25 protein-coding genes and 2 pseudogenes are annotated in these 23811 nt (G+C 61.4%); 10 read left to right on the forward strand and 17 right to left on the reverse strand.

The window, feature by feature from the left end; all coding sequences use genetic code 11:
• Positions 1-10: 10 nt before the first annotated feature.
• Complete coding sequence (locus KRX52_RS10695) at positions 11-403, reverse strand: hypothetical protein (protein WP_217681727.1); 393 nt, start codon at positions 401-403, stop codon at positions 11-13.
• A 317-nt stretch (positions 404-720) separates the two neighbouring features.
• Here KRX52_RS10695 and KRX52_RS10700 point away from each other — a divergent pair, with 317 nt between their 5' ends.
• The 3 genes from KRX52_RS10700 to KRX52_RS10710 are packed head-to-tail and all read left to right on the forward strand — an operon-like array spanning position 721 to position 1613.
• The gene (locus KRX52_RS10700; protein WP_217681728.1) at positions 721-945 is read left to right on the forward strand and encodes an ATP-binding cassette domain-containing protein; all 225 of its coding nucleotides are present in this window, start codon (positions 721-723) and stop codon (positions 943-945) included.
• Complete coding sequence (locus tag KRX52_RS10705) at positions 945-1268, forward strand: hypothetical protein (RefSeq protein ID WP_217681729.1); 324 nt, start codon at positions 945-947, stop codon at positions 1266-1268. Before KRX52_RS10700 ends, KRX52_RS10705 begins: the two co-directional genes overlap by 1 nt.
• 9 nt (positions 1269-1277) lie before the next feature.
• Positions 1278-1613, forward strand: a complete 336-nt coding sequence (locus tag KRX52_RS10710; RefSeq protein ID WP_217681730.1) for a hypothetical protein — start codon at positions 1278-1280, stop codon at positions 1611-1613.
• Positions 1614-1798: 185 nt separating this feature from the next.
• On the opposite strand, the gene KRX52_RS10715 is transcribed toward KRX52_RS10710, so the two are convergent.
• From KRX52_RS10715 to KRX52_RS20755, 3 genes are all read right to left on the reverse strand, one after another.
• Entirely contained in the window at positions 1799-2164 is a 366-nt protein-coding gene (locus KRX52_RS10715) for a histone-like nucleoid-structuring protein, MvaT/MvaU family (protein ID WP_217681731.1), read from the reverse strand.
• A gap of 47 nt (positions 2165-2211) precedes the next feature.
• Entirely contained in the window at positions 2212-2772 is a 561-nt protein-coding gene (locus tag KRX52_RS10720; protein ID WP_217681732.1) for a recombinase family protein, read from the reverse strand.
• A 191-nt stretch (positions 2773-2963) separates the two neighbouring features.
• The gene (locus KRX52_RS20755; protein ID WP_254797514.1) at positions 2964-3218 is read right to left on the reverse strand and encodes a hypothetical protein; all 255 of its coding nucleotides are present in this window, start codon (positions 3216-3218) and stop codon (positions 2964-2966) included.
• On the opposite strand from KRX52_RS20755, the gene KRX52_RS10725 reads away from it, so the two are divergent.
• Entirely contained in the window at positions 3217-4023 is an 807-nt protein-coding gene (locus KRX52_RS10725; RefSeq protein ID WP_254797515.1) for an arsenic resistance protein, read from the forward strand. The genes KRX52_RS20755 and KRX52_RS10725 overlap by 2 nt on opposite strands.
• A gap of 143 nt (positions 4024-4166) precedes the next feature.
• On the opposite strand, the gene KRX52_RS10730 is transcribed toward KRX52_RS10725, so the two are convergent.
• From KRX52_RS10730 to KRX52_RS10785, 11 genes and pseudogenes are all read right to left on the reverse strand, one after another.
• The gene (locus KRX52_RS10730; RefSeq protein ID WP_090212132.1) at positions 4167-4841 is read right to left on the reverse strand and encodes a DsbA family protein; all 675 of its coding nucleotides are present in this window, start codon (positions 4839-4841) and stop codon (positions 4167-4169) included.
• Complete coding sequence (locus KRX52_RS10735) at positions 4838-5272, reverse strand: disulfide bond formation protein B (RefSeq protein ID WP_090212130.1); 435 nt, start codon at positions 5270-5272, stop codon at positions 4838-4840. The genes KRX52_RS10730 and KRX52_RS10735 overlap by 4 nt, the downstream gene beginning before the upstream one ends.
• A 273-nt stretch (positions 5273-5545) precedes the next feature.
• Entirely contained in the window at positions 5546-5872 is a 327-nt protein-coding gene (locus KRX52_RS10740) for a DUF2790 domain-containing protein (protein WP_217681733.1), read from the reverse strand.
• A gap of 146 nt (positions 5873-6018) precedes the next feature.
• The gene (locus tag KRX52_RS10745; RefSeq protein WP_090212127.1) at positions 6019-9138 is read right to left on the reverse strand and encodes an efflux RND transporter permease subunit; all 3120 of its coding nucleotides are present in this window, start codon (positions 9136-9138) and stop codon (positions 6019-6021) included.
• A 14-nt stretch (positions 9139-9152) separates the two neighbouring features.
• A complete protein-coding gene (locus tag KRX52_RS10750) occupies positions 9153-10262 on the reverse strand; it encodes an efflux RND transporter periplasmic adaptor subunit (RefSeq protein ID WP_217681734.1) in 1110 nt (369 codons plus the stop codon).
• A gap of 9 nt (positions 10263-10271) precedes the next feature.
• On the reverse strand, positions 10272-10817 hold the full coding sequence (locus KRX52_RS10755) for a hypothetical protein (protein ID WP_217681735.1): 546 nt from the start codon (positions 10815-10817) through the stop codon (positions 10272-10274).
• 29 nt (positions 10818-10846) lie between these two features.
• The gene (locus KRX52_RS10760; RefSeq protein ID WP_090212122.1) at positions 10847-12136 is read right to left on the reverse strand and encodes a TolC family protein; all 1290 of its coding nucleotides are present in this window, start codon (positions 12134-12136) and stop codon (positions 10847-10849) included.
• A gap of 133 nt (positions 12137-12269) precedes the next feature.
• Positions 12270-12629 (reverse strand): DUF2946 domain-containing protein, encoded by a 360-nt coding sequence (locus tag KRX52_RS10765; protein ID WP_090212121.1) that lies wholly within the window; start codon positions 12627-12629, stop codon positions 12270-12272.
• 80 nt (positions 12630-12709) lie between these two features.
• Positions 12710-13081: pseudogene (locus KRX52_RS10770) on the reverse strand (ISL3 family transposase); the annotation flags it as partial.
• Between the two features lie 59 nt (positions 13082-13140).
• Complete coding sequence (gene lspA, locus KRX52_RS10775; protein WP_090212119.1) at positions 13141-13653, reverse strand: signal peptidase II; 513 nt, start codon at positions 13651-13653, stop codon at positions 13141-13143.
• Positions 13654-13856: 203 nt separating this feature from the next.
• Positions 13857-15992: a heavy metal translocating P-type ATPase gene (locus tag KRX52_RS10785; RefSeq protein ID WP_437439700.1), complete on the reverse strand. Its 2136-nt coding sequence runs from the start codon at positions 15990-15992 to the stop codon at positions 13857-13859.
• 375 nt (positions 15993-16367) lie between these two features.
• On the opposite strand from KRX52_RS10785, the gene cadR reads away from it, so the two are divergent.
• From cadR to KRX52_RS10805, 4 genes and pseudogenes are all read left to right on the forward strand, one after another.
• Positions 16368-16832: a Cd(II)/Pb(II)-responsive transcriptional regulator gene (gene cadR, locus KRX52_RS10790; RefSeq protein WP_217681737.1), complete on the forward strand. Its 465-nt coding sequence runs from the start codon at positions 16368-16370 to the stop codon at positions 16830-16832.
• Positions 16833-16985: 153 nt separating this feature from the next.
• Entirely contained in the window at positions 16986-17504 is a 519-nt protein-coding gene (locus KRX52_RS10795) for a hypothetical protein (RefSeq protein ID WP_217681738.1), read from the forward strand.
• Between the two features lie 320 nt (positions 17505-17824).
• Positions 17825-18073, forward strand: a complete 249-nt coding sequence (locus KRX52_RS10800; RefSeq protein ID WP_217681739.1) for an AbrB/MazE/SpoVT family DNA-binding domain-containing protein — start codon at positions 17825-17827, stop codon at positions 18071-18073.
• A pseudogene (locus tag KRX52_RS10805) lies at positions 18066-18299 on the forward strand (tyrosine-type recombinase/integrase); the annotation flags it as partial. The gene KRX52_RS10800 and the pseudogene KRX52_RS10805, both read left to right, overlap by 8 nt.
• Before the next feature lie 314 nt (positions 18300-18613).
• Here KRX52_RS10805 and KRX52_RS10810 read toward each other — a convergent pair.
• On the reverse strand, positions 18614-19531 hold the full coding sequence (locus KRX52_RS10810; protein WP_217681740.1) for a site-specific integrase: 918 nt from the start codon (positions 19529-19531) through the stop codon (positions 18614-18616).
• A 1134-nt stretch (positions 19532-20665) separates the two neighbouring features.
• On the opposite strand from KRX52_RS10810, the gene KRX52_RS10815 reads away from it, so the two are divergent.
• Positions 20666-20959 carry an IS3 family transposase gene (locus KRX52_RS10815; protein ID WP_033974343.1) on the forward strand — a complete coding sequence of 98 codons (294 nt, stop codon included), beginning with the start codon at positions 20666-20668 and terminating at the stop codon, positions 20957-20959.
• Complete coding sequence (locus KRX52_RS10820) at positions 20956-21822, forward strand: IS3 family transposase (protein ID WP_217681741.1); 867 nt, start codon at positions 20956-20958, stop codon at positions 21820-21822. Before KRX52_RS10815 ends, KRX52_RS10820 begins: the two co-directional genes overlap by 4 nt.
• Before the next feature lie 96 nt (positions 21823-21918).
• Here KRX52_RS10820 and KRX52_RS10825 read toward each other — a convergent pair whose 3' ends face one another.
• On the reverse strand, positions 21919-23640 hold the full coding sequence (locus KRX52_RS10825) for a hypothetical protein (RefSeq protein ID WP_217681742.1): 1722 nt from the start codon (positions 23638-23640) through the stop codon (positions 21919-21921).
• Positions 23641-23811 lie beyond the last annotated feature (171 nt).

Below are 23811 nucleotides of genomic sequence, written 5' to 3' on the forward strand. Positions count from 1 at the left end.
TTTTTGGCTGTTACTCCACAGGAGTCCAACCAGCGTAGCTACTGGAACCGGCTCCGGCGGGTATGAGGATGCAGTGCAGCCGATTCTGAAGATCAAATCCAATCAGGACGTTATCTCCTTCCTGCGCTTGGTCCATCACAGGATTTCCCTGAAAATAGAGCCTGTGTTCTGTCCGTTTAGGATGATTTTCTCTGGAGTCGTACCAAGTCACTCCGGCCAGATGGGTGCCAACCCCTCCGCGCACAGAGAAAATTGCTTCGAATTCCACCCGATCTTCGCCGAACATGTTTTTAAGTGCTGCCACCCCATTGAACTCATGCTGGTGCGAGCGTTCGGGATGAGCCTCCACCGCAACAAGCGTTTTGATACAGGCTGGCTTAAGAACAACAGGCCTTGTAGACATTATTTTTTCCTTCGTTGAGCGACCAGAAACCTCGTACAGGTAACTCCTTACGGGCCTGGGCCAACACCATATGGTGGCATGCCAGATGATTTTCAACTGATCTGTTTCACCGTTATTGTCCAGCTGAGCACGGTAACAGCGGTTACCAAACAAACCTCGCGCATTTTTCGTGGGAATAGCAAAGTTACACTCAAAAACAAACACTTTGTCGTCGGAATATAAAAGTTACAGACAAAAACCCACACTTATGTTTGTGTTGGCATATCTACAGTGGTTCGCCTATTATGGTGAAATCATAACTAACCTGTGTTTTCCCCATGGCAACTATGTCGTCGCTCAATAACGCAGTTTCCGTTCGCTCAGCTGAACTTCTCGCCACCCCAAAGAAAAAGTTCAGTGTCGACCTCCCATCCGGAATCCATCAGCAGCTCAAAATTATCGCGGCAGCCAACAACACTACTGTCCGTGATCTGCTGCTCGACGGCGTGGTCAACTACGTGTTCCCAAAGTACCTAGTGAACGCCACCAACAAGGAGAACTGATGAGAGACGAAATCTTCTGCCGCCTCCGGGCGTTGTCTATCGAGAGAGGTGATAGCGGCACCCCTGCTGAACGCGACCAGACGATTGCAGCGTTCCTGTCACAACTGCGCGAAGCCGGCGCACCCCGCGTAGTCAAGCGACTCGAAGATGAAGCTGTCCGACATCTGTACGTCAGCTGGACCGAGTACATCATCGCCGGTGAGCACAAGGAGGACATCCTCGAATGGCTCGCCTTCGCCGCCCATGCACCGTACTCAACCAAACTGGCCAGGACCGACAGGTCGGAAGCCGAAGACACCAACGTGGTATCCCTGTTCAGATAGGAAGCACCTGTGGCAGACATCGACGACAAGGTCTATCAGTACACACTGAACTTCAGCCATGAAGCTGGTCTAGAGACAGACCCGGTTGCCCTCAAGGATGGCGTCCTGCGGCACATGGCATCCGCTAGGACCGTGGTCACCACTGCAACCCTCGAGCGCATCGGCCACGTGCATCTGTCACTGATGATCAACACCGCCGCCCGTTATGGTCTGAGCTTGGGCGAAGTCGTGATAGAGGCTGTCCGCAACGGAAGCCAGCCGGTAGCAGCCCTCTGCTCCGCCATCTCTAGCCGGAAAAACGGCGTTCGCCGACCTAAGCAAAAGCCGACTCTGCGGCTTGTATAAAGCAACTTGCTTTCTGCCCTATCCCTGTTTTTGATGTGGGCAATGATGGAGAAGTCGCGGATGCTGTCACCGTCATTGGGGGCAATGCGCATAGATGGGAGGCTGATGCTGCTCAATGATGAGCCTCGCCATCTTCACCTGTAAGCAAGACTCACAATCAGAGGCCTGAATCAAACGGTGGAAGCTCAAGCCTTCCGCCACCCCTCAACCACATCAGAGCCGAACTCCGCTTTCCAGGCCTTGAGCAGGGCGTGGTTCCCACTCTTCGTCTCGATACGCTTGCCGGTGACCGGCTGGACGTAGACCTTCACTTGGCGAGGGAGGCGCGGCTTCACGACCGTCGGCTCTGCCACCTCGAGCTCGACAGTTCGCGGCTCCAGTACGTCGACTACCTTCGCCAGGTCCATGCCGTAGTCCGCCATCAACGCCTTCAGCTTGTCTTCGAACTCCATTTCACGCTTGAGACCACTGTCGCCCTGGAGCTTCTCCAGCAGGGCCAGCTGTTCTTTGAGGGCCTGCTCAGCGCGGCGAAATTCAGCAAGTTTGGACATGTCGTCTCCTTTGGTTTCGTAACGTAATCAAATCAGGTTGCGGCCGCCTAGTCGCCAGCGCGCAGGTATTCATAGAGGGTGGCCCGGCTGATGCCGAACTCGCGGGCGAGGGCAGCCTTCGGCTCGCGAGCGTCGGCGCGACGCCGCAGCTCGGTGATCTGGGCATCGTTCAGGGCTTTCTTGCGGCCCCGGTAGGCACCGCGCTGCTTGGCCAGAGCGATCCCTTCGCGCTGTCGCTCGCGGATCAGCTCGCGCTCGAACTCTGCGAAGGCCCCCATCACCGACAGCAGAAGGTTGGCCATCGGTGAGTCGTCGCCGGTGAAGGTCAGCCCTTCCTTGATGAACTCGATCCGCACACCGCGACCGGTGAGCTGCTGCACTAGGCGGCGCAGGTCGTCTAGGTTGCGGGCGAGGCGATCCATGCTGTGCACCACAAGGGTGTCGCCATCGCGCACGTAGCCGAGCAGCGCGTCGAGCTGGGGACGCAGGGTGTCCTTGCCGGAGGCCTTATCGGCGAACACCTTACTCACCTGGGCGCCTTCGAGCTGTCGATCTGGGTTCTGGTCGAGGGTGCTGACCCGGATGTAGCCGATCCGCTGTCCGAGCACGCTGCCTCCAAGGGTAATGTGTATGGATGAACCCTATATATCTGCCGGACACATGTCAAAGAATACAAAAAACAACCCTATTCAGACACTCGGCAGCCGGCTTCCTAGGTGTCCGGATAGGGTATGGCTCATCCGGACAGATGAGTGGCGGCCGTAATCGATCAAAAACTCTGTCACGCCTATCTTCTGCTTTATCTGAATTGTCTCTTGCCGCTTGAAAACACCTCAGCCCAGAAATAACGCCTTTCAAGGTGCGAGAATGCCTGCACCACAAACAGGAGGGGATTGAGGATGTTGCGAGACTGGCTGGAGCATAACCAGATAGGCTTGTATTTCGTCGCCGTAGCCATCGCGGCTGCTGCAGGTCTGACCTCCGAAGATATGGCTGATCTGGCGGCAATGGCTATCACGCCGGCGATTGCCGTGTTGATGTATGCCATGTTCATGCAGATTCCATTCCTTGAACTTCAGCAAGCCTTCGCCAACCGACGCTTCGTCGGCGCCTTGCTGCTGGCCAACTTCGTGCTGGTGCCGCTGCTGGTCTGGCTTCTGACCCTGCCGCTGTCGACCAACAAGGCCCTGCTGGTCGGAGCCCTGCTGGTTCTGCTGACGCCCTGCATCGACTACGTGGTGGTATTCACCCACCTGGGCAAAGGCGACTCGCGGCTGGTACTGGCCGCCACGCCCCTCCTGCTGCTGCTCCAGCTGCTGATGCTGCCGGTTTATCTGAAGCTCATGCTCGGCACGCAGGTGGACACGGTGATAGCTATCCGTCCCTTCGCCGAGGCCTTCCTGTTGCTGATCGTCGCGCCCTTGGGGCTGGCCGTCGCCACCGAGCTGAGTGCGAGACGCTCCGCGGCGGTACGCATCTGGAGCGCCGGCTGGGCCTGGCTGCCCGTGCCGGCGATGGCAGTGGTACTGGTGACCGTGATCGGTTCGCAGATCGCTGCGGTGGCCCAGCAATTGGAAGTGCTGGCCCCCCTGCTACCGGTCTACGCCGCGTTCATGTTGCTCGCCCCTGCGCTCGGGGCGTTCAGCGCCAGGCTGTTCCGCCTGGCGGCGCCGGCAGCGCGGGCGGTGGCCTTCAGTACCTCCACTCGCAACTCGCTGGTGGTACTGCCACTGGCACTGGCCCTGCCCGAGCCGATCAGTGGGCTGGCGGCGGCCGCGGTGATAACCCAGACCCTAGTGGAGCTGGTCGGTGAGCTGATCTACCTGCGCGCCATCCCGGCGCTGGTAAGGGGTATCTAGAGCCTGTACCTGTCTGTGTTTGGTAGCGGGCGAAAACAGCACTCCAGCGAGTGCCGGTGCCATCCCGGCAGCACCACCCGCCGGGTGCCTACGCTACGCCCGGCAGGAGGTGGACTGTAAGCTCTATCAGCGCACCCTTGGTGTCAGTTCCTGGCCTTGGCTACTTCGCTGCGAACCAGATCGCGCAGCGGCTCGGGACCGAACTCGCTCAGCGCGCGGCCATTGACGAAGAAGGTCGGGGTGCCCCGGATACCCACCGTCTTGACGTCCTGCATATCCGTCTCCAGTACGGCGTCGACGCCGGGCGTGTGCATGTCAGCGCGGGCCTTCTCCACATCCAGGCCGGCGCCCTCGGCGGCGACCCAGGCTGCTGCCACCTTGGGGTCGTCGTGCCAGCCTGGCTGGGCGGCGAGCACGGCCTCCAATACCTGCGGGTAGAGGTTCTGCTTGCGCGCGGCCTCCAGCATGCGCGTCACTTCCTCGGAGCCCTGGTGGAACAGTACATAGCGCAGCACCAGCCGCACATCGCTGGGGTTCTCGACGAGGATCTTCTTCACATGAGGGTAGAAGGCACGGCACGCCTCGCAGGAGGGGTCGAAGAACTCGACGATGGTCACCGGCGCCTGTGCCGGGCCGAACACCGGCGAGTGGAAGCGCACCAGGTTGCCGCCATTGGGCGCGTCCGGCGGCATCTGGGCGGGCGCCTGGGCCACCTGCGGCGGTTGCGGCGGCGTCGTCTGCGAGTAGAGGAATACGGCCACGGCGAAGACGGCCAGGATCGCCACGCTGATGATCATGACCAGGGTACGGCGGTTCATGGAGCAGTTCTCCGGCGAATGACGAGGAGCAGGATGGCGATAAGGACGAAAGCAAACAGGGCCAGCATCGGCAGCGGCACGCCGCCGAAGATGGTCATGCCGGCGCCCGAGCAGGACGGACCGGTAGCCGTGCAGGGCTGGATCGGCTGAGGAATCAGCCCGGCGTAGAGCAGCGTGTGAGCGAAGGCCAGTGCCGCGCCGATGCCGGCCAGCGGCAGAGCGTAACGCCAGATGGCGAAGTCCGAGCGGTAGCAGGCGATGGCCAGGATCACCGCCAGCGGGAACATAAAGGTGCGCTGGAACCAGCACAGTACGCAGGGAGCCTGCCCCATGACCTCTCCGATGAATAGTGCGGAGAGACTCGACAGCAGCGCCACCAACCAGGCGAGTAGAAGCAGTGGCCAGGGTCCGGAAGATGATGACGTACTCATTGGCCCCTCCTTGTTATGTAACGAGGACAGCAGTGGACAGCCATCCCATTGACTTGAAACATGACGATTCCTCCCAGATTGGCGGTTTTCAGAAGGGCTTGTCGGGATCCTAAATCCCATAGGAGATTCCCTAAAAAATCGGCGCCACTGGGACGCCGAGTGTCTGGAAAGGGGCAAGGCCCAGACGAAAGCACTTTCAACCACACGGCTGCAGTCAGCCGCTCCTTACATTAGGTGGGGCCATTTTTAGGCGATTGGTCAGCCGGCCCCCGCTCAGCCGCGCCGGCATCCTCCTCCGACTGCTTGGTACTCGACCGTTTGGAGCTCACCCTTTGAGTCGAGGAAGGTCATCCGCGCAGGCACCACGCCACAGACCTTGGCCTTGCGTGTCACACTGATCACCTTGACTACATCGAGCTCCATGCCATAGCGATACTTCTCGACTTTCGGAGCGGGTTTCCCGAGCTCTGCGGCATACGCTTCCATGGCGCGTTGGTTCTCCTGGATGAGCCTGCCAGGATCTTTATCGAAACCAGCCGACATTGCGATGGAAGAGACGGCAAACATCGAGATGGCCAAGATTGCTTTCAGGGTTTTCATTTGAGTTCCTCTATCACTTCGGTAATTTGCCGAGTGCTGCTTCAGTGACTTCAGCTTCCGGATCATTTGCCGGCAAACACGGTTACGTTGTGGTGCGCAATACCGCCCCGGAGGGCTGTGATTTCGATGAAAAATGAGGCAAACCATCAGAAGGCCCCCGCTTCGCGATCAGCCATCAGGCGCTCGGTGTCCTTGCGGCCGAACAGCCAGAACATCACCGGGGTCAGGTAGGTATCGAGCAGGGTCGAGCTGATCAGGCCGGAGAAGATCACCACCGCCACCGGGTGGAGGACTTCCGTGCCCGGCCGCTCGGCCTCGAACAGCAGGGGCGCCAGGGCAAAGGCGGTGACCAGCGCCGTCATCAGCACCGGGCTCAGGCGCTCCAGCGAGCCACGCAGGATCATCGCGTGGTCGAAGTTCTCGCCCTCGATGCGCATCAGGTTGATGTAGTGGCTGACCTTGAGGATGCCGTTGCGCACCGAGATGCCAGCCAGGGTGATGAAGCCGATCAGCGCAGCAATCGACAGCGGCTGCCCCGACAACCACAGGCCGAGCACCGCGCCGACCAGGGCCAGCGGGATGTTGACCATGATCAGCGCCGACAGGGTCGCCGACTTGTAGCGGCTGTAGAGCACCACGAACATCAGGATCAGCGAGACGATGGACAGCAGGCCGACCAGACGCGACGCTTCCTCCTGGGCCTGGAACTGGCCGCCCAGGGTGATGAAGTAGCCTTCCGGCAGCTTGCTCTCGTCGACCACCTTGCGGATGTCTTCGACGATCTCCGACAGCGGGCGCCCTTGGGCGTTGGCCGATAGCACGATGCGACGCTTGCCGTCGTCGCGACTGATCTGGTTCGGGCCGTCGCCGTCCTCGATGCTGGCGATCCGCGACAGCGGCACCCTACCGGTCGGGGTCTCGAACAGGATGTTGCCCAAGCCCTCCGCCGAACGCGCCGTCTCGGGCAGACGTACCACCAGGGCGAAACGCCGGCCACCCTCGACGATCTGGGTGACCTTCTCGCCCTCGACCAGACTCTCCAGCGTCGCCAGGATCTGCGGCGCGGGCACGCCGTACTGGGCGGCGGCGGCGTAGTCGATGCGCACCTTGATCTGCGGAGCCAGCACCTGCTTCTCGATTTCAAGGTCGGCGATGCCAGGAATATCCGCCAGCCTGCCGCGCAGGGTATCCGCCTGGCCGCGCAGGGTGTCCAGATCCTCGCCGAAGATCTTGATGGCGATCTGTGAGCGTACGCCGGACAGCATGTGGTCGATCCGGTGCGAGATCGGCTGGCCGATGCCGATGGCCGCTGGCAGATTGACCAGCCGCGAACGGATGTCACCGCTGATCTCATCCATCGAGCGGGTCAGCTCCGAGGCCGGCTTGAGGCCGACATCCAGCTCGCTGACGTGCACACCCTCGGCGTGCTCATCCAGCTCCGCGCGACCGCTGCGGCGGCCGACGTGGGTCACTTCCGGCACCTGCATGACCAACTGCTCGGCCTGCTGGGCCAGCGCCGAGGACTCCGCCAGAGTCACGCCGGGGTTCAGACGCAGGCCGATCAGCAAGGTGCCCTCGTTGAACGGCGGCAGGAAGGTCTTCGGGAAGAACGGCACGCTCGCTGCCGCGACCAACACGGCAATGCCCGCTACGACTACAGCTGCCTTCGGACGCTGCAGGACGGCTTGCAAGCTGCTGCGATAGCGGCTTTTCAGCCAAGCCAGCAGTTTGGTGTCGCCATGCTCCAGCGACTTCATCCGCGGCAGCAGATAGAAGGACAGCACTGGGGTGACGGTCACCGAAACCACCAGCGAGGCCAGGGTCGAGACGATGAAGGCGATCCCCAGCGGTACGAATAGCCGCCCTTCCATGCCCGGCAGGGCGAACAGCGGCAGGAACACCAGCACAATGATGATGGTGGCGTAGAGGATGGCCGAACGCACCTCCATGGTCGCGTGCCCCACCAGTTCCAGCGGGTGCAGGCGGTGCTCGGGGTGCTTGGCCCGCTCCACCTTCAGCCGGCGCAGCACGTTCTCCACGCCCACCACAGCATCGTCGACCAATCCACCGATAGCGATGGCCAGGCCACCGAGGGTCATGGTGTTGATCGACAGGCCGAAGTACTTGAACACCAGACCGGTGATGAAGATCGACACCGGAATGGCCGTCAGCGCGATGATGGTGGGCCGCAGCGTGCCGAGGAAGAAGAACAGGATCGCCGCGACGAACACCGAGGCGCCGATCAGCTTGCCCTGCAGGGTGCTGATCGAAGCCTCGATGAAACTGGCCTGACGGAAGGTGACCTGGGGGGCCTCCATTCCGGTCGGCAGCGACTTGCGCATTTCCCCCAGCGCCGCCTCGATGGAGCGGGTCAGCTGGATGGTATCGGCCGTCGGTTGTTTCTGGATGCCGAGGATCACTGCTGCCTTGCCTTCGAAGCCGGCATCGCCGCGCTTCAGGGCTGCGGCAAAGGTCACTTCGGCGATCTGCCGCAGGAGGATCGGCTGGCCGTTACGCGCCGTGATGGCCAGGTTCGACAGATCCCCCAGACTCGACGTCCGCCCCAGGTTGCGAATCAGATACTCGCGCCCATTGAGCTCGAGGAAGCCCCCGGAGGTATTCGACGAATAGCCCTTGAGCGCCTCCTCCAGCTGCGTGTGGCTGATGCCCAGCTCGGCCATGCGCGCCGTGTCGGGCTGGACCTGGAACTGGCGGACCTCACCGCCAATCGGGATCACCTGGGCCACACCGGGGATCGCCATCAGGCGCGGACGCAGCACCCAGTCGGCGAACTCGCGCACCTGCATCGGGGTGATCCGTGCCGCGTCGATGGGAATCGCGATCTGCATGATCTCGCCCATGATGGAGCTGATCGGCCCCATGCGCGGGATCACGCCCGGTGGCAAGCCCTCCTCCATCGCGGAGAGCCGCTCCGACACCATCTGCCGGGCCCGAAAAATCTCCGTGCTCCAGTCGAAGGTGACGTAAATGAACGACAGCCCGCTGCTGGAGACCGAGCGCACGCTCTCCACGCCGGGCAGACCGTTCATCGTGGTCTCCAGCGGGAAGGTGATCAGTTGCTCGACCTCTTCGGCGGCCATGCCGCCAGCCTCGGTCATGATGGTGACCGTGGGCTTGTTCAGATCGGGAAAGACATCCACCGGCATGCGTGACAGGGTGAATGCGCCGTAGGCCATCAGCACCAGGCTGGCGATGATCACCAGCAGACGATTGCCGAGGCTGTTGTCGAGGAGCCACTTGAACATGGGTCAGGCTCCCTTCAACGAATCTGGTTGATCAGGCTGGCAGCCTGCGTCACGACACGATCCCCAGAGGCAAGCCCACTGGTCACCAGCACGGATACCCCGTCCAGCGCGGCAAAGGTGACCGGGTGCGGCACGAAGTGCTCCGGCGCGGTCTTGACCCAGACGACATTCTGGTTGGCGGCATTCTTCATCAGCGACGCCGCCGGCACCCGGATGCCCCGGGTACGACTGGCGGTCTGCACGAAGACTTTCACCGGCTGTCCCACGGCCAGGCGGGACAAGGCGCTGCCCTCGCCCTGGAACAGCATCGGCAGGGCCTGTTCACGCAGGCTGCGGGCCGCGCCGATGAAGGTCAGCGGCACACGTTCGCTACCCACCGCCAGAGTGGCTCCCGCCACATCGGCGGCCTGGTTCAGGTCGTAGGCCAGCGCTTCGATGCGCAGACGGGAGGGATCGACCACCTCGAACACCAGTTCGCGGGCATCGACCACCTGGCCGGAGACGGCATTGGTCGAGGCAATCACCCCGGAAACCGGCGCAACCAGTGCGTCCCGCGCATTGACGCCCGAATTCAGCGCAGCGACTTGCGCCCCCAGACTCGCGGCCTCGCTGGCTGCTGCCTCGATATCCTTGCGCGGCACCGTATCGGCCAGCTCGCGCAAGCGCGCCAGGCGCTGGTCGGCAAGGCCCTTGGCCGCTCGCAGTTGAGCCAGCTGCGCAGCCTGATTGGCCCGCTCGAGAACATCGCCGGTCGCCACTACATAGGCCAGCACCTCACCTTTCTTCACCGCCTGCCCGACGCTGGGAAAGCCGCGCGGTCCGGCTTCGAGGCGCCCAGCCAGCACGGCCTGCACCTTGCCGCCGGCATTGGGGTCCATCACCACCTTGCCGGCCAACTCCAGCGAGCGCGGCAATTCGGCCGTCTCGAGCGGCAAGGTGCGCACCCCGATCTGGCGTTGCGCCGGTTTGGGCAGGAATACGCTGCCGTCGGGCAGTCGCTGGGGGCCGTTGCTGTTGCTTGCAGGCGCTTCTTCGCCATGGTCATGCCCTTCGCCAGCCCAGGCGGGCGAGGTCAGCGACAGCAGGGCCAGGCACACCGCGGAAATCAGAAAATTAGCTTTCATAAAACACCTTCACGAATGACGAGGAGCGACACGGGCGCGGCGCATAGCCCAACCCAGCAGGGCAAGCAGAACCAGCCCGCCGGCCCCCCAGGCCCCATAAGTGCCCCAGGACACGCCAGATGCAGACTCTTCGGCGTGCTCTTCGTGATGGATATCCAGTTCGGCGGTCAGCTGCTCACGCTGCTGGTCGGCCACCACCAGGGCGACGATGGCCAGTTCGCCCTCTTCGGGCTCCTCCGCCAGCGCGGCCTCGAACTCGCCCGGCTCGTGCTGCTCGACCTCGACCTTGACGCCACCCACCATCAGCTGGAGGGTGGCGTCCGTCACCGGACTGTTGTCGGCAGCCCGGTCGAGCCACAGGGTGAGGTCGTGGCCATCGAGCACGCCGACCAACTCGAAGGTGTCGGAAGTCGCCGCGAAACGCGGCAGGGCCGGGCCTGTCGGAGTGGCCGGCGCTTCGCCATGGTCATGCCCATCGCCGGCTTGAGTGGCCAGGGGGGCGGCAGCGATCAAGATCGCCGCAGTGAAGGCTGTCAGCCTTGGAAACAGTGTCATCTTTGCAGTCCTGTAGGTTCGTTCTGGCCCTATTCGGGCAGCAGACCCAGTGCCTGGCGCAGTGAGGAAGTCGCCGCCTCCTGATCGAGTCGGGCCAGAGCGGCCTGACGCTTGGCGTCGGTTGCCTCGAGCTCGATACGCAGGCGCGTCGGCAGATCGGTTTCGCCGAGGCGGAAGGATTTTTCGAAGAAACCGCGCGACTCCTGGGCGAGCCGGGCACGCTTATCGGCAGCAGTCACTTGGGCGCGGGCGGATTCGAACTCCAGCCGGGCGGCCTCCAGCTCGCCGAGCAGGCGCTCACGCGCCAGACGCGCCTGCACCTCGGCTTCGATGGCTTCGGCCTCGGCCGTGGCTTGCTTGGCGCGATTGCGGCTGCCCGAGCCGAAGGGGATGCGAATGCCCAAGGTGAGGCTTTCGTCATAGGACTCCCCCGGCTCGCGTTCGCGGCTGGTAGACAAGGTCAACTCGGGATTGGCTCGGGTCTGCACGCGAGCCAGCTCGGCCGAGCGGCGAGCGACCTCGGCCTGATCCAGCAGTGCGACCACCGCCGGATGCTGGGCATCCAGCACAGCGAAGTCGGCGGGCAGCGCGGGTACCGGCTCACCGGCAACTACGCCAGACGCAGCCTCTTCGCGACCACCCGGCAGGGTGCCGATCAGGCTGCGCAACTGCTGCGCAGCCGTCGCCAGCGCACTCGTGGCTCGCGCCGCTTCGATCTCGGCCAAAGCCGCAGCCCCCTCGGCCTGGTGCTGATCGGCCTGGGCCAGCTCACCCGACTTGACCCGCTTGGCGACATCGGCAGCGAGCTGTCGGGCATTGCCCTCGCGCTCGCGGGCCAGGCTCGCTTCGACCCGGCTGCGTTGCCACTGCCAGTACGCCTCGCGCACCTCGGCAGCAGTACGCAGCTGCGCAGCCGAGGCGCGACTGGCGGTGGACTGGGCCTCGGCCTCGGCCACGGCGCCCGTCCGCGAGCGCTCGCCGGGCAGCCACAGGGGGATGGCGAGGCCGACATTGTGCTCGCGGCTACCATCGTTGCCATTGAGCTGGTCGCCTTTGCTCGACAGCTCCAGGGCCATGGGCTCGGCGGTCCAGCTGGCGGCGGCGGCGCGACGGGCAGTGGCCGCCTCACGACGCGCAGACGAGGACTCCGCTTCGGGCTGACGCGCCCAAGCGGTATCGAAGGCTTGCTTCAGCGATAAAGGACCGGCAGTGACCGACTGCAGGCTGGAAGCACTTGGCGCTGTCTGCGCCAACGAACTGCCGGTGGCCAGCACGAGCAAGGCACAGGGCAGCCATTTTCTGGTTTTGCTTGGGAACATCCCGACTCTCCAGTGATGAAAAAGCTCACGGGGAATCGGCGAGACGCCATCAGCTGGCTCGCAGCACGCCAACGCTCATCGTCGCTGACGATGGTCGTTGAGTGGGTACGGGAGAGAGGAGTCGCCTCGCCGATCAGGCGAGGCGGGCCCAGGCAGGGCGCTCAGGCGGAGAGAATGGCCGGGACAGCGGATGAGCTTGGTAGCCAGTCTCGCCAGCTGAGGAGCTGTTCACATCAAACAGAGTTGCCGCGGAAAAGATCGCCGTGACGCCAGCGGAAACGCAGGCGTTGCAATCGCCATGCAGGTTCTTGCCGCCTTGGGGATCGGGACCGTCGTCGTCCTCGCTTCCCGCCTGGCTTTGGTGCTGATGAACGTGGTGGCCGAAATGCTTCGTCTGGTTACCCGATTCGTGCTGGCAATAGCTGCCCACTGCAGCCCAACCGAGCTGCAGCGGCATCATCACCAGCAGAAAAATCGTTAGCCAACGGCGCATAAGGACTTGATAGTAGATGGATTAGTTATATGGAATCTTAACAGTTGCTGTCTGGTAAGAAAACCTGACGGGACCGACGGCACGCTGACGATCTCGACCTTCTGCCAGTCTTTCAGCTTCATCAGGGCTGGTCACCACATCCTGACGGTGGCTGGCCAGCAGATCAACCACGGCCTTCGCCTTGATGTTGGTGAGGACGCAACGATAACGCCGATCCAGATACAGTTCATCGATGCCAAGATACGGGGCGTCTCGAGGCGGCGCCAGTAGCTCATGAGCTCGGCACAAGCGTTGAAAATGTCCCACACCGTCTTCTCGTCCAGGCCGGTCTGTTCAACCACTTAGGGCAGGGCCTTCTCCACGTACTCATGCAGCCGTAGCGTCAGGCGGAAGCCGTCCATCATCTCCGGTAGCTGGAGTCTGAAGGTGGTCTTGCAGGCCCGCACCTCGTATTCCGGCATGTGCAGGATGTCGTCGGGAGTTTCGGTCATGGCTTTATTAGGTGTAGGCTTCAGGCAGCCCCATCTGGCTCGACATTGAGATTTGATTTCCCACGTAACAAGCTTACGGAAGCGATAAGAAATGCACCGAGGACAATTGCAATGTCGGCGAGGTTGAAGGCCGGCCAATGCCAGTATCGCCAATAGAAATCAAGGTAGTCCACAACATAGCCACGGAATATCCGGTCAATCAGATTACCTGTAGCACCACCGAGGATCAGGCAGTAAGCGATGGCTTCCCCTTTATGACGATTGTCTCGGATAAATTTGATAAGCACAATCGAGACCAATACCGCGATCCCTATAAAAAAGTAGCGCTGCCAGCCTCCACCATCAGCGAAAAGACTAAATGCGGCACCGGTGTTCCAAACGTGTACCCAGTTAAGGAACGGAGTCACTGGAAGAGACTCGCCATAACCCATTGACTGCTGGACTATCCACTTTACACCTTGGTCCGACGCTGCTATCAAGCCGGAGAGAGACAATATGGCATGCGACGAGAGCTTCTTGTCAAGAACAAGCATTTTTTAATCCTTAAGCGCCAGAATGCACCTAGCGCCATTGTGCACAACAACACCCACGACGGTACCGGCAATCAGATCTGGAAATTTGAACCAAGCCAAGCGACGAGAACGCCGCCCAACCATATATTCCGGACACCCACACTTTCCAGCCTGGCTTGCCCCCCTGGATCAGCACTCGTGGACCGCAGAAGCTCGCAAACCCATTACTTGCGCAGCAACCGCAGCCCGTTGGCCACCACCAGCAAACTGGCCCCCGCGTCGGCAAACACCGCCATCCACAGCGTGCCCTGCCCGGTGAACGTCAGCAGCAGGAAAACCGCCTTGATCCCGAGGGCGAAAGCGATGTTCTGCCGCAACACCGTGGTGGTCGCCCGCGAAAGCCGGACGAATGCGGGAATCTTGCGCAGGTCGTCGTCCATCAGCGCAACGTCCGCCGTCTCGATGGCGGTATCCGTCCCCGCCGCTCCCATCGCGAAGCCGATGCTCGCCCGGGCCAGCGCGGGCGCATCGTTGATCCCGTCCCCCACCATACCGACCGCACCGGCCTTGCCACTCGTCATCAGCCCTTCGATGGTCTTGAGTTTGTCTTCCGGCAGCAGCCCACCGCGAGCCTCGTCGATGCCGACCGAGCGGGCAATGGTTTCGGCGGTATGGATGTTGTCGCCGCTGAGCATCAGGGTTTTCACCCCGAGGGCGTGCAGCTCGCTGATCGCTTCGCGACTGGTTTCTCGCACCGTGTCGGCCACCGCGAAAATGCCCAGGACTTCGTGCTGGTTGACCAGCAGCACCACCGACTTGCCCTGGCGCTCCAGGGCAAACAGTTGCGCCTCGATGGCTTCCGAGCAAAGACCCAGCTCCTCGATCAGCCGGTGGTTGCCCAGCTGGTACAGATGATCGTCGATACGGCCACGCACGCCACGGCCCAGAATGGCAGCCAGATCGGTCACCGGGTATAACGCCAAGCCGGCTTCGTTTGCCGCCAGGGCGATGGCGTGGGATACCGGATGATCCGAGCGCGCAGCGAGGCTGGCCGCCAGGGCGTGAACCCGGGCCTCGTCTCCGCGCAAAGCAATAAAGTCGGTCTGCACCGGCTTGCCATGGGTGATGGTGCCGGTCTTGTCGAGTGCCAGCGTGGCCAGCTTGCGACCCTCCTCAAGGTACACACCGCCCTTGATGAGAATGCCCTTGCGTGCGGCCGCAGCCAGGCCGCTGACGATGGATACCGGCGTGGAGATCACCAGTGCACAGGGGCAGGCAATCACCAGCAGCACCAGCGCCTTGTAGATCCAGTCCATCCACTCGCCGGACAAGAACAACGGCGGCATCACCGCGGTCAGCAAGGCGATCAGGAACACTGTCGGCGTATAGATCTGCGCGAAGCGGTCGACGAAGCGCTGGGTCGGCGCCCGACTCCCTTGGGCGGATTCGACGGCATGAATGATCCGGGATAGCGTCGAGTGACTGGCTTCGGCCGTCACCCGAAATTCGAACGACCCCGTCTCGTTGATCGTCCCGGCAAACACGCTGTCACCCACGGTCTTGTCCACCGGCAAACTCTCGCCGGTGATCGGAGCCTGGTTCACGCTCGAGTGCCCCTGGGTCACCACGCCATCCAGCGCGATTCGCTCGCCCGGGCGCAGACGCACCGTGGCTCCCACTGCCACCTGTCTGGCGGGTACACCCAGCCACGTGCCATCCGGTTGCTGGACGGTGGCCGTTTCCGGAGCGAGTTCCATCAGGCCGCGAATCGCGTTGCGCGCACGGTCGAGCGATCGGGCCTCGATCACCTCGGCCAGGGCGAACAGGAACATCACCATGGCCGCCTCCGGCCACTCGCCAATGAGCATCGCCCCGGTAACGGCAATCGACATCAGCGCATTGATGTTCAGGTTGCGGTTCCTGAGGGCAATCCAGCCTTTCTTGTAGGTCGAGAGTCCGCCGACACCAATCGCCAGCACGGAAAGCGCCACGACCAGCCAGTGATTGCCACCGTTCAACCAGTGCACGACCTCAGCCAGGGTCGCACTCACGCCCGCCACGGCCAGTGGCCACCAATGGTGGGTGCTGGCAGACTGTTCGGCGGTATTGTTGGCAACCCTCGGTTCGACACGGGCTTCGAGTCCGAGGGATGTCAGAGCGCCCAAGATGGCATTCAGGCTCTCGGGACTGTGCGTGACCGTCAAACGACGTTGCAGCAGATTGAAGTCCAGGGACTCGACGCCGGGCATGCCGGTCAGCTTGTCGCGAATCAGCCTTTCCTCGGTAGGGCAATCCATCTTCGCGATGGTCAACACCGTGCACACCTGCTCGGCTGGAAGGGCAAGACGCTGGGCCTGCATGCCGATGGCACGCAATCCGGCTTCGACCGGTTCCAACGAATCGAGCTGGTGGCTCACCGTCAAAGAGCGCTGCATCAGGTTGAACTCCAACCCTGTCACTCCGGCTAGCGGCTCCAGCTTGTCGCGAATCAGCCGTTCCTCGGTGGGGCAGTCCATGTTGTCGATGCGGTACTGCACGACCTTTCCCGCTCCGGTGGCAGGACTCTTCGGTTCCGCTAACGACGTAGAGGAACAACCGCACCCAACAGCCTTGCACTCACCCATGCTGAACCCCCAAGACTGACGTTGGGCACGAGTAAACAACCTGTAGCGACTACAGAGTCAAGAGCCTATGCTGCAAATAGTAGTCACCAGACCCGGCTATCGGAGACCAACGTGAAGATCGGTGAGCTGGCCAGAACCACGGGCACCCAGGTCGAAACCATCCGCTACTACGAGCGCGAGGGGCTACTCGCTTCGCCCGCCCGCAGCGACGGCAACTTTCGCATCTACACCGAAGCGCATGTCGAAAGGCTGTCCTTCATTCGCCGTTGCCGCATGCTGGACATGACACACGCCGAGATTCGGGGGCTGCTCCACTTCAAGGATGCTCCCAGCGAGCACTGCGCCGATGTGAACGCCCTGCTGGACGCGCACATCGGCCATGTCACCGCGCGCATCGAGGAGCTTCGCCAGCTGGAACAACAGCTCAAGAGCTTGCGTGAATGCTGCAACGAGCCGAGGACCGCCGCCGACTGCGGCATCCTCCAGGAATTGTCGCAGCCGTTATGCGAAGGCGAAACGAGCGAGGGCAATCACGTGCGCTGCGCGCACTCAGGAGGCATCTCCCATCAGAGGTAGCCGGGGCCAGCCTGAGTGCCGCTTGTGAAGGGAGCAATCAAATGGGCAATCCAGCCAAGAGGCTCTACAGTTTTAGGCAAAACCCGTTGAGTCAACGCAATCGCTCGCTCATAGGGATGTTGGTTCAGCTCACCACCACAAAGGCAGCTCGACATGAAAAACATCAAACTGGCGGTACTCCTCGTCGCCGCATCACTGTCACCCGCATGGGCGCTGGCGGCAGACCCAACCCCAGCCAAAAGCGCTACGTCTCAGGCGCAGCAGCAAGCCCCGAATATTGCTGAGTTCGACAAGCAGATGGCTCAGGCGCAGGAGAACCTCCAGAAGATGCAGGCCCAGATGGAGAAAATCCGTCAGACCCAAGACCCGAAGGAGCGGCAGCAGCTCCTCCAGGAGCATTGGAATACGATGCAAGGAAATATGGGAATGATGCACGGCATGTGGGGCCAAGGAATGATGGGATGCTGCGGAAATGGAGGCATGATGGGAGGGCACATGATGGGCGGCGGCCACATGATGGGGTGGCAGGACTACTCGAACCTGCCCCCGGAGCAGAGAGCACAGCGTCAGTACATGATGGACAGATATATGGGGATGCAGCAGATGATGATGGACCACATGATGTGGCACCAACACTACATGGGGATGCCGTCAGCTAAACCCGCTCAGTAAGCATGACTCTGGGTTCTCTCCGAAAAGTCAGCTGAACGAAGGTCACACAAGGCGAAAAGTGACGATGGCTCGGAGTGTTCTGGCAGTAATGGAGCATTCCGAGCCACTTTTAAACGTGACCTCACCTAGCACAGGCACTTTTGGCACATAGCCCAAGGTTCCCTCCCATGGCCGGAAAGTGACGATAAAATCCGTTATCGTCACTTTCTGGCCGGCGGCCGTTTCGCTACCCTGAACGCCTGTGCCGTGGGATCTGTGGGCGGCGGCTCGCCGTCGCCTCCCCCCGCGGACGCCTTATCTAACTCATCCAGGAGCCGCCCATGGAAACCCGGCAGGTCGTGATCGAAGACTGGGAAGGCGATGGCGGCATTCGCATTCCCGATGAAGCCCTGCAGGAAATGGGGGTGGACGTCGGGGACTCGCTGTACCTGATCGAGGAGTACGTGGGCACGACACGCTGCCTTGTGCTCAGCAAAACCCCGCGCATTCCCGATCGCGTCGATGAACTGGTTGGCCACTGGGAATCCTTCGGAAAGGTGGCAGCCGTTTTAGACGCCAAAGATGAATGAGCTGATCCCAACTCCTAAGGATTCTTTGGTCGTTGCCCTGACCGAACGCCGCCTGACCGCCGCCGAGTTCCATGGCCTGGCCGAGGTGCCGGCCGCCGCCGAGTGGTTCGCCAACCTCTACAACCCGCGTACCCGCCGGGCCTACCAGGGCGACTTGCAGGACTTCTGCCGCTTCATCGGCATCACCAACCCCGAGCAGTTCCGCGCGCTCACCCGTGCCCATGTGCGCGACCAGCGGCCTAGCCGGAGCCAGCATCATCAGGATGGTTGTCGACACCGGGAATAGACTTGCGGATTACCAGCCATCCACTACGCCCATTGGAATCGAATCTTTAGGAAACAATGAATTGTTTTGCATAGAAACGCATTGTTTCGGAAGAAAACGCTGAAAGCCTTGCCGGGCGTGCTTCGAAATATTTCATTGATACCCATAACAATTGATTGTTTTGCATAGAAATGCATTGTTTCGGAGGAACACGCTGAAAGCCTTGCTTGGCGCGCTTCGAAACATTTCATTGATACCCATAACAATGAAACGATTCAGGGGCGATGGCCTAAACCATCATATTGCCCCCCCATACCCAGCTCCTCATTAACCCCTAACGAGTCGTGCGCAGCACGGCTCGCTAGGGGGCCAACACTGTGTCGTTCCCGCACCAGGCTGAGATCTGCTCCTTCAGGAGCACGGGGTAGCACCGCACCGGACCGGGCAGTCTTGCGGTTCCCGTACTGCTCGATGCTCTCAGTCGACTGGTGGCCCATGATCCAGGCCACCTCCTGACGACAGAGCCCGGACGCTTTAAGGTCAGAACCGAGTTGATGCCGCCAGCTGTACAGCGACGGCACAGCCCGGCGCTGAGGCCATAAGCGCCGCCCGGCGGCGCTTACCCGATCTTGGATCGCCCCAATATTCACGTATTGGAGAGTCTTGAGAGACTCGGCGACCAGCTTCGCATCCTCCTCAGTGAGTACCAGGACGCGATCCAGCCCACGCCAGCCGCCGTGGCTCTTCTTGCCGCTCTTGATAAAAACTTTGCCATCCTCAACCCGCATCGCCTCAAGCTCGACAGGCCTAGCGCCGGTGTACTTCGTCACGACCACAGCGCTCATGCACTGGTAGTCGCCTACCTTTGCGAAGTAATCCAGCAGTCTCAATTCATCCTCCTCTTTCACTGCCCTGACCCGCACCTGCTTCGCCTTGGGCTTCAGACCGGAGTCCTCCTTGGTTACCGGATTACGTACCTTTGCAATCCGCTCGGCAGCATCGCTGTAGCCCTTGTCGAGCTGATCGAACTCGATCGCGTTTCTCAGGCGGCGCCAGTAAGCAGGCCGGTACTCTGGTGCTGCAGCGATCAAGGCGTCGGTGATGGCCTTCGGGGTGAGCCTCTGGCCAGCCAATCTGCGACTGTAGAAGTGTTCGGCAAGATTCTTGTAGCTAGCCTTCGTTGCCTCGTTCATCTGCCTATCCAAAGTAATGGTTGATCCTACCCAAGGTGCTCTCCAGCCCACTCCGATGCTGCGCATCTACGGGGCTTCCGTGTCACCTCGCCTGGCTCGGTGCCATCGCACCCCCATACTTCCGCACGGAAGTATGATTTTACATGGCGCACGCCCGCTGACAAGTTTCGGCGTACTTCCGTAATTTTTCGTAGTTTCACAAGGATTCAGATGGAATTCCGATGGCATCACATTGGCGGTTTTCGTGATTTCGGATCGACCGACCAAATTGATTTCATAACGCATATCACCGGCGAGCTGCCAGATTGAACACAACCGACCGCCTCCGGCGGCCCGCCCTCCGCGGGACCCGCGGGAGCCTGGCTCGAAGAGCGCACGCCAGGCCCCGCCCCAAGGGTTGTGGCGTCTCGCAGGCGTCAAGGCCCCGTGTTCTCGCCCTACGGGCTCGTGCCCGCGCCAAGGCCTGGACCCCTGCTCTTCGCCCGAGCGCTTAAGGCGCGAGGTGGCCTGTGCGTTGGCTAGTTACTCGCACCGGAGGCGCTGGGCGAGCACGATACCGCCGTTCTGAACCAGATCTCTCCCGCTCCACCCCGCGAGCTCACCACGACGGAGACCTTTATTCCGACCAGCAACGCTACGCAGGCGACTGAGGAGGGCAGCTGTTGTCGACGGCAACGAAGGCCTGGACCTGCCGCCCCTAGATCCGCCGGCCAACCAGCGCGCTCGTGAGCAGGCGGCCCGGCTGTTCGGCGTCGCTCAACGCCGACCTCCCCTAATGCCTCCTGAACATTCCACATAGACGGACGGAAAGAGGCCAGCATACGGGAGAAAGCCAGACGTAGATGAACCCCGTCTACGCTGAAAGCCTTGTTCTAGAGGGGCTAATCCGTGATCGTAGACAAATACCCCACCTCATACATCTCTAGCCCCAAGGACATGTAAGGACCGATTTGGCGATTCTGGGTATGTGTGGATGCATCTATGTTGTCTTCTGGGTTTGAAACACCAGAAATGGCAAGGCTTTCAGGGTAGACAATGGACTGTCTACAGACGTCTACGTTACCAACGAGTGGTCTGTCCCGGGCTGAGTGGACACTGACTTAAGGTGGATAATGCCCACCGCAAGGAGTGTTCATGACCCAGACCAGACGACGTTTTCCCGAATCCTTCAAACGCGAGGCGGTAGACCAAGTGCTTGCCGGTACGCCGCTTCGTCATGTGGCCGAGACGCTCGGCATCGCAGAAAGCCTGCTGGGCAAATGGAAGCGCCAGTACGAACAGCAAGGTGACGATGCCTTTCCGGGCAATGGCAAGCAGCGTGGCGAGAGCGCGGAGTTGCGTCGGCTACGCCAGCAACTGGCCCAGGTGACCATGGAGCGCGATGTTTTAAAAAAGGCGCTCGCCATCTTCTCGCAGCCCACGAAGTGAGGTTTCGCGTCATCGAGGCGCTGGCCAGTCGTTACCCCGTAGCACCGATGTGCCGGCTGCTGCGAGTGTCACGCAGCGGTTTCTATGCCTGGCAGCAGCGGCGTCCTTCGGCGAGAGAGATGGTAAATCGGCGCCTGAGCAAGGAAATCCGCACCATCCACCATGAGGTGAATGGCATCTATGGCCATCGCCGCATCAAGGCCGAGTTGACGGCCATGGGATATGAGTGTGGTCGACATCGGGTCGCTCGACTGATGCGCGAAGCCGGCTTGAGTGTTCGTTCGCGAAAGCGCTGGCGGCTGGCTTCCAGCAGTCGCCACGATCTACCCATTGCACCGAATCACCTGGATCGCCAGTTCGCCTCGGATCGCGCCAACCGGCATTGGGTCTCGGACATGACCTACGTGCGAACGGCGCAGGGCTGGTTGTATCTGGCCGTTGTGCTCGATCTCTATTCACGCGCCGTCGTCGGTTGGGCGATGCACCACCGCATGCATCAGGCCCTGGTGCATGCCGCGCTGGAGATGGCCGTTGCACGCCGACAGCCACAAGCGGAGGTGCTGCTGCACTCGGATCGCGGCAGCCAATACTGCGCGTACGACTACCAAGCCTTGCTTCGGCGGCATCGCATCGTGCCCAGTCACTCGCGGCGGGGAAACTGTTGGGATAATGCGGCGATGGAGAGTTTCTTCCGTTCGCTGAAGGCCGAACGGGTGTACCTGACGCGTTACGCCAGCTACCAAGAGGCGAAAACCGACCTGTTCGACTACATCCGCTTTTACAATCACCGCCGTCGCCACTCGACGTTGGGCTACCTCAGTCCGATGGAGTTTGAGCGGCGAAATGCGAGCAGTAACTCTTAACTACCTGTCCACCAGTTCCGGGACAGACCAGAGAGCCAAGAAGAAAGTCATGGCAGGGGGCATCCCGATGGCTGCCCCCTCACACCTTGGCTGTGGCTATTCGGGGAGGAAGAGCTTGATCGCCCTGCCAGTATCCATGGTCCGCACGCCGTACGACTGAGCCATCAGGCGCAGTACCAGATTCCGATCCGAACCCTTGGTGGCTCCAAAGCATCGACAGTCTGCGCTCAATCTGGCCTCGGTTTTCGGCCCGTGCCGACGGAGCACGTCGACGGCAGCCGCAGCCACGGCGTCCAGGGTGTTACCGGCAAGAATGCCCTCTCGCCGGCACAAGTCCAGGACCGACCATTGCAGACGATCCACAAATGCCACGGCCCACTCCAGATCACTCCTGGTTACCTCATCGCGGTTATCGGCAAGTGCCAGCACCTGCGCGATCTTCAGGGCATGCTCCAAGTCGCGGCGACGCAGCTCCCTGACCAACTGAGGCTCCTGCTCGAGGAGGTCGTCCCGGCGCGCATCCTCGTCCCAATAAAATTGAATCAACTCGTCACTCCAGGTCAGACGAGGGATTCGTTCTGCGAGAGAGCCGGAGTCGGCAAACCTAGACTCAGGGCCGGCACCACCACGCGCGAGCTGCTCAGCAGCCCAGCTAGCCCACCAGGAGGGCGGCGCACTGTCGTACTCCGGGATTTGTCGCACGCCATTCCAGTCGTCGAGACAGACGATAAGCAGCCGGTTGAGCTGCCCTGCAGCGGTCATGTCAACGCTGAATGCCTGATTCAACATTGCGGATGTCGTAGCGCCAAGGAGCGAGAAATGAGGACAGTGAACAGGGCGCATATCAACCACGCCCTTCTGCTGCCGTCGGCCCCGTGGATGGATGATTTTCCTCGCAGCGCTGAACAGCTCCATCAAGAATCCCCCCAGATCATGCATATGCGAGTCTCGCTGATTGCTGATCGCCTTCAGCATGTGGCCAACCTCATCGACGACCGACAGCGTGCTGGGGACCTCCATCAACCGCTCATACAGGGCAGGGCGGCTAGCGAACTGACCGCTGATGCTGGCGGCCATCGCATCACCCAGCGGGGCCAACAACCACGATGGCACATCGATGAGCGTGTCCTTCCCGCGTCCCGTTTCTGCCGTGAGAATGAACATGCTGTTCATGCCCAAACCGGTTGGCCCGAGCCACCGACGACCGTACAGGTGACCAACCACTGAGAGGACGGTAGCAGCGGCGGAGATAGCCGATGGCTTTCGCATACGGCGCATGACAGCCAGCTGTAGGTCGCCCAACCGGCCTGGCAGCTCGTTGTCGCATGTCGGCTCAGGTAGCGGGAGCACTGCAACATCGTCGTCATGTCGATGTAACTCGCGCAGCTCCTCAACGATCCTGGGCAACGCCACCTCAACCGAACCGAACAACACCAGGTCGTCATCCCCAACGCCCACTCCACGCCACAGCTCGAGCAAGATCTCCGCCTGCCCTTTCGCCGAAATCAGCACACGGCGCCTGTACTCATGTTGCGAGCAGGGCTTGACGGCAAGAGGGAACAGATCGTGAAAAGACAGGCCAAGCTCGGACAGGATGTGCTGCAAGCTAGACTGCGCAAAATCGTAGACGACGACACTGCCGCCGCTCTCCTCCGAAACCAGCAAGCCACCCAAGCCGTCGTGCCGGTTGGGGCTAACGGCCATCCACGCCTTCGGACCAACCTGATTTACCCCCCTGAGGCGGGAGAGCACGAGTTCAATCGGCGGACGCGGGGACACTGCCAGCGCCTCATCCAGGCGCTGCTCATATGCGGTCATGCGTCACTCCCCCCGCGTGTGGAGGTGACGACAGGCACTATTGTGCGGAAACGCGGCTCTAATTCTGCGGGCACTCATCATCTCAAAAATTCCAATAGATGGAGGCCCGGCTATCGTTGATGCCGTTGGCAAGCGTGCCTATAATCGATCCACTAGCCTATGCTGGTACCA

This window comes from Geopseudomonas aromaticivorans (assembly GCF_019097855.1).
Taxonomy (GTDB): Bacteria; Pseudomonadota; Gammaproteobacteria; order Pseudomonadales; family Pseudomonadaceae; genus Geopseudomonas; species Geopseudomonas aromaticivorans.

What these genes read in the sequence shown, in the direction of transcription:
- KRX52_RS10730 (WP_090212132.1), bottom strand. Translation starts at nt 4,841, where the DNA reads ATGAACCGCCGTACCCTGGTCATGATCATCAGCGTGGCGATCCTGGCC.
- KRX52_RS10810 (WP_217681740.1), bottom strand. Translation starts at nt 19,531, where the DNA reads ATGAACGAGGCAACGAAGGCTAGCTACAAGAATCTTGCCGAACACTTC.
- KRX52_RS10700 (WP_217681728.1), top strand. Translation starts at nt 721, where the DNA reads ATGGCAACTATGTCGTCGCTCAATAACGCAGTTTCCGTTCGCTCAGCT.
- KRX52_RS10750 (WP_217681734.1), bottom strand. Translation starts at nt 10,262, where the DNA reads ATGAAAGCTAATTTTCTGATTTCCGCGGTGTGCCTGGCCCTGCTGTCG.
- lspA (WP_090212119.1), bottom strand. Translation starts at nt 13,653, where the DNA reads ATGCTTGTTCTTGACAAGAAGCTCTCGTCGCATGCCATATTGTCTCTC.
- KRX52_RS10695 (WP_217681727.1), bottom strand. Translation starts at nt 403, where the DNA reads ATGTCTACAAGGCCTGTTGTTCTTAAGCCAGCCTGTATCAAAACGCTT.
- KRX52_RS10825 (WP_217681742.1), bottom strand. Translation starts at nt 23,640, where the DNA reads ATGACCGCATATGAGCAGCGCCTGGATGAGGCGCTGGCAGTGTCCCCG.
- KRX52_RS10735 (WP_090212130.1), bottom strand. Translation starts at nt 5,272, where the DNA reads ATGAGTACGTCATCATCTTCCGGACCCTGGCCACTGCTTCTACTCGCC.
- KRX52_RS10745 (WP_090212127.1), bottom strand. Translation starts at nt 9,138, where the DNA reads ATGTTCAAGTGGCTCCTCGACAACAGCCTCGGCAATCGTCTGCTGGTG.
- KRX52_RS10815 (WP_033974343.1), top strand. Translation starts at nt 20,666, where the DNA reads ATGACCCAGACCAGACGACGTTTTCCCGAATCCTTCAAACGCGAGGCG.
- KRX52_RS10795 (WP_217681738.1), top strand. Translation starts at nt 16,986, where the DNA reads ATGAAAAACATCAAACTGGCGGTACTCCTCGTCGCCGCATCACTGTCA.
- KRX52_RS10705 (WP_217681729.1), top strand. Translation starts at nt 945, where the DNA reads ATGAGAGACGAAATCTTCTGCCGCCTCCGGGCGTTGTCTATCGAGAGA.
- KRX52_RS10725 (WP_254797515.1), top strand. Translation starts at nt 3,217, where the DNA reads ATGCAGATTCCATTCCTTGAACTTCAGCAAGCCTTCGCCAACCGACGC.
- KRX52_RS10785 (WP_437439700.1), bottom strand. Translation starts at nt 15,992, where the DNA reads ATGCAGGCCCAGCGTCTTGCCCTTCCAGCCGAGCAGGTGTGCACGGTG.
- KRX52_RS20755 (WP_254797514.1), bottom strand. Translation starts at nt 3,218, where the DNA reads ATGAACATGGCATACATCAACACGGCAATCGCCGGCGTGATAGCCATT.
- KRX52_RS10765 (WP_090212121.1), bottom strand. Translation starts at nt 12,629, where the DNA reads ATGCGCCGTTGGCTAACGATTTTTCTGCTGGTGATGATGCCGCTGCAG.
- KRX52_RS10760 (WP_090212122.1), bottom strand. Translation starts at nt 12,136, where the DNA reads ATGTTCCCAAGCAAAACCAGAAAATGGCTGCCCTGTGCCTTGCTCGTG.
- KRX52_RS10755 (WP_217681735.1), bottom strand. Translation starts at nt 10,817, where the DNA reads ATGACACTGTTTCCAAGGCTGACAGCCTTCACTGCGGCGATCTTGATC.
- KRX52_RS10800 (WP_217681739.1), top strand. Translation starts at nt 17,825, where the DNA reads ATGGAAACCCGGCAGGTCGTGATCGAAGACTGGGAAGGCGATGGCGGC.
- KRX52_RS10740 (WP_217681733.1), bottom strand. Translation starts at nt 5,872, where the DNA reads ATGAAAACCCTGAAAGCAATCTTGGCCATCTCGATGTTTGCCGTCTCT.
- KRX52_RS10715 (WP_217681731.1), bottom strand. Translation starts at nt 2,164, where the DNA reads ATGTCCAAACTTGCTGAATTTCGCCGCGCTGAGCAGGCCCTCAAAGAA.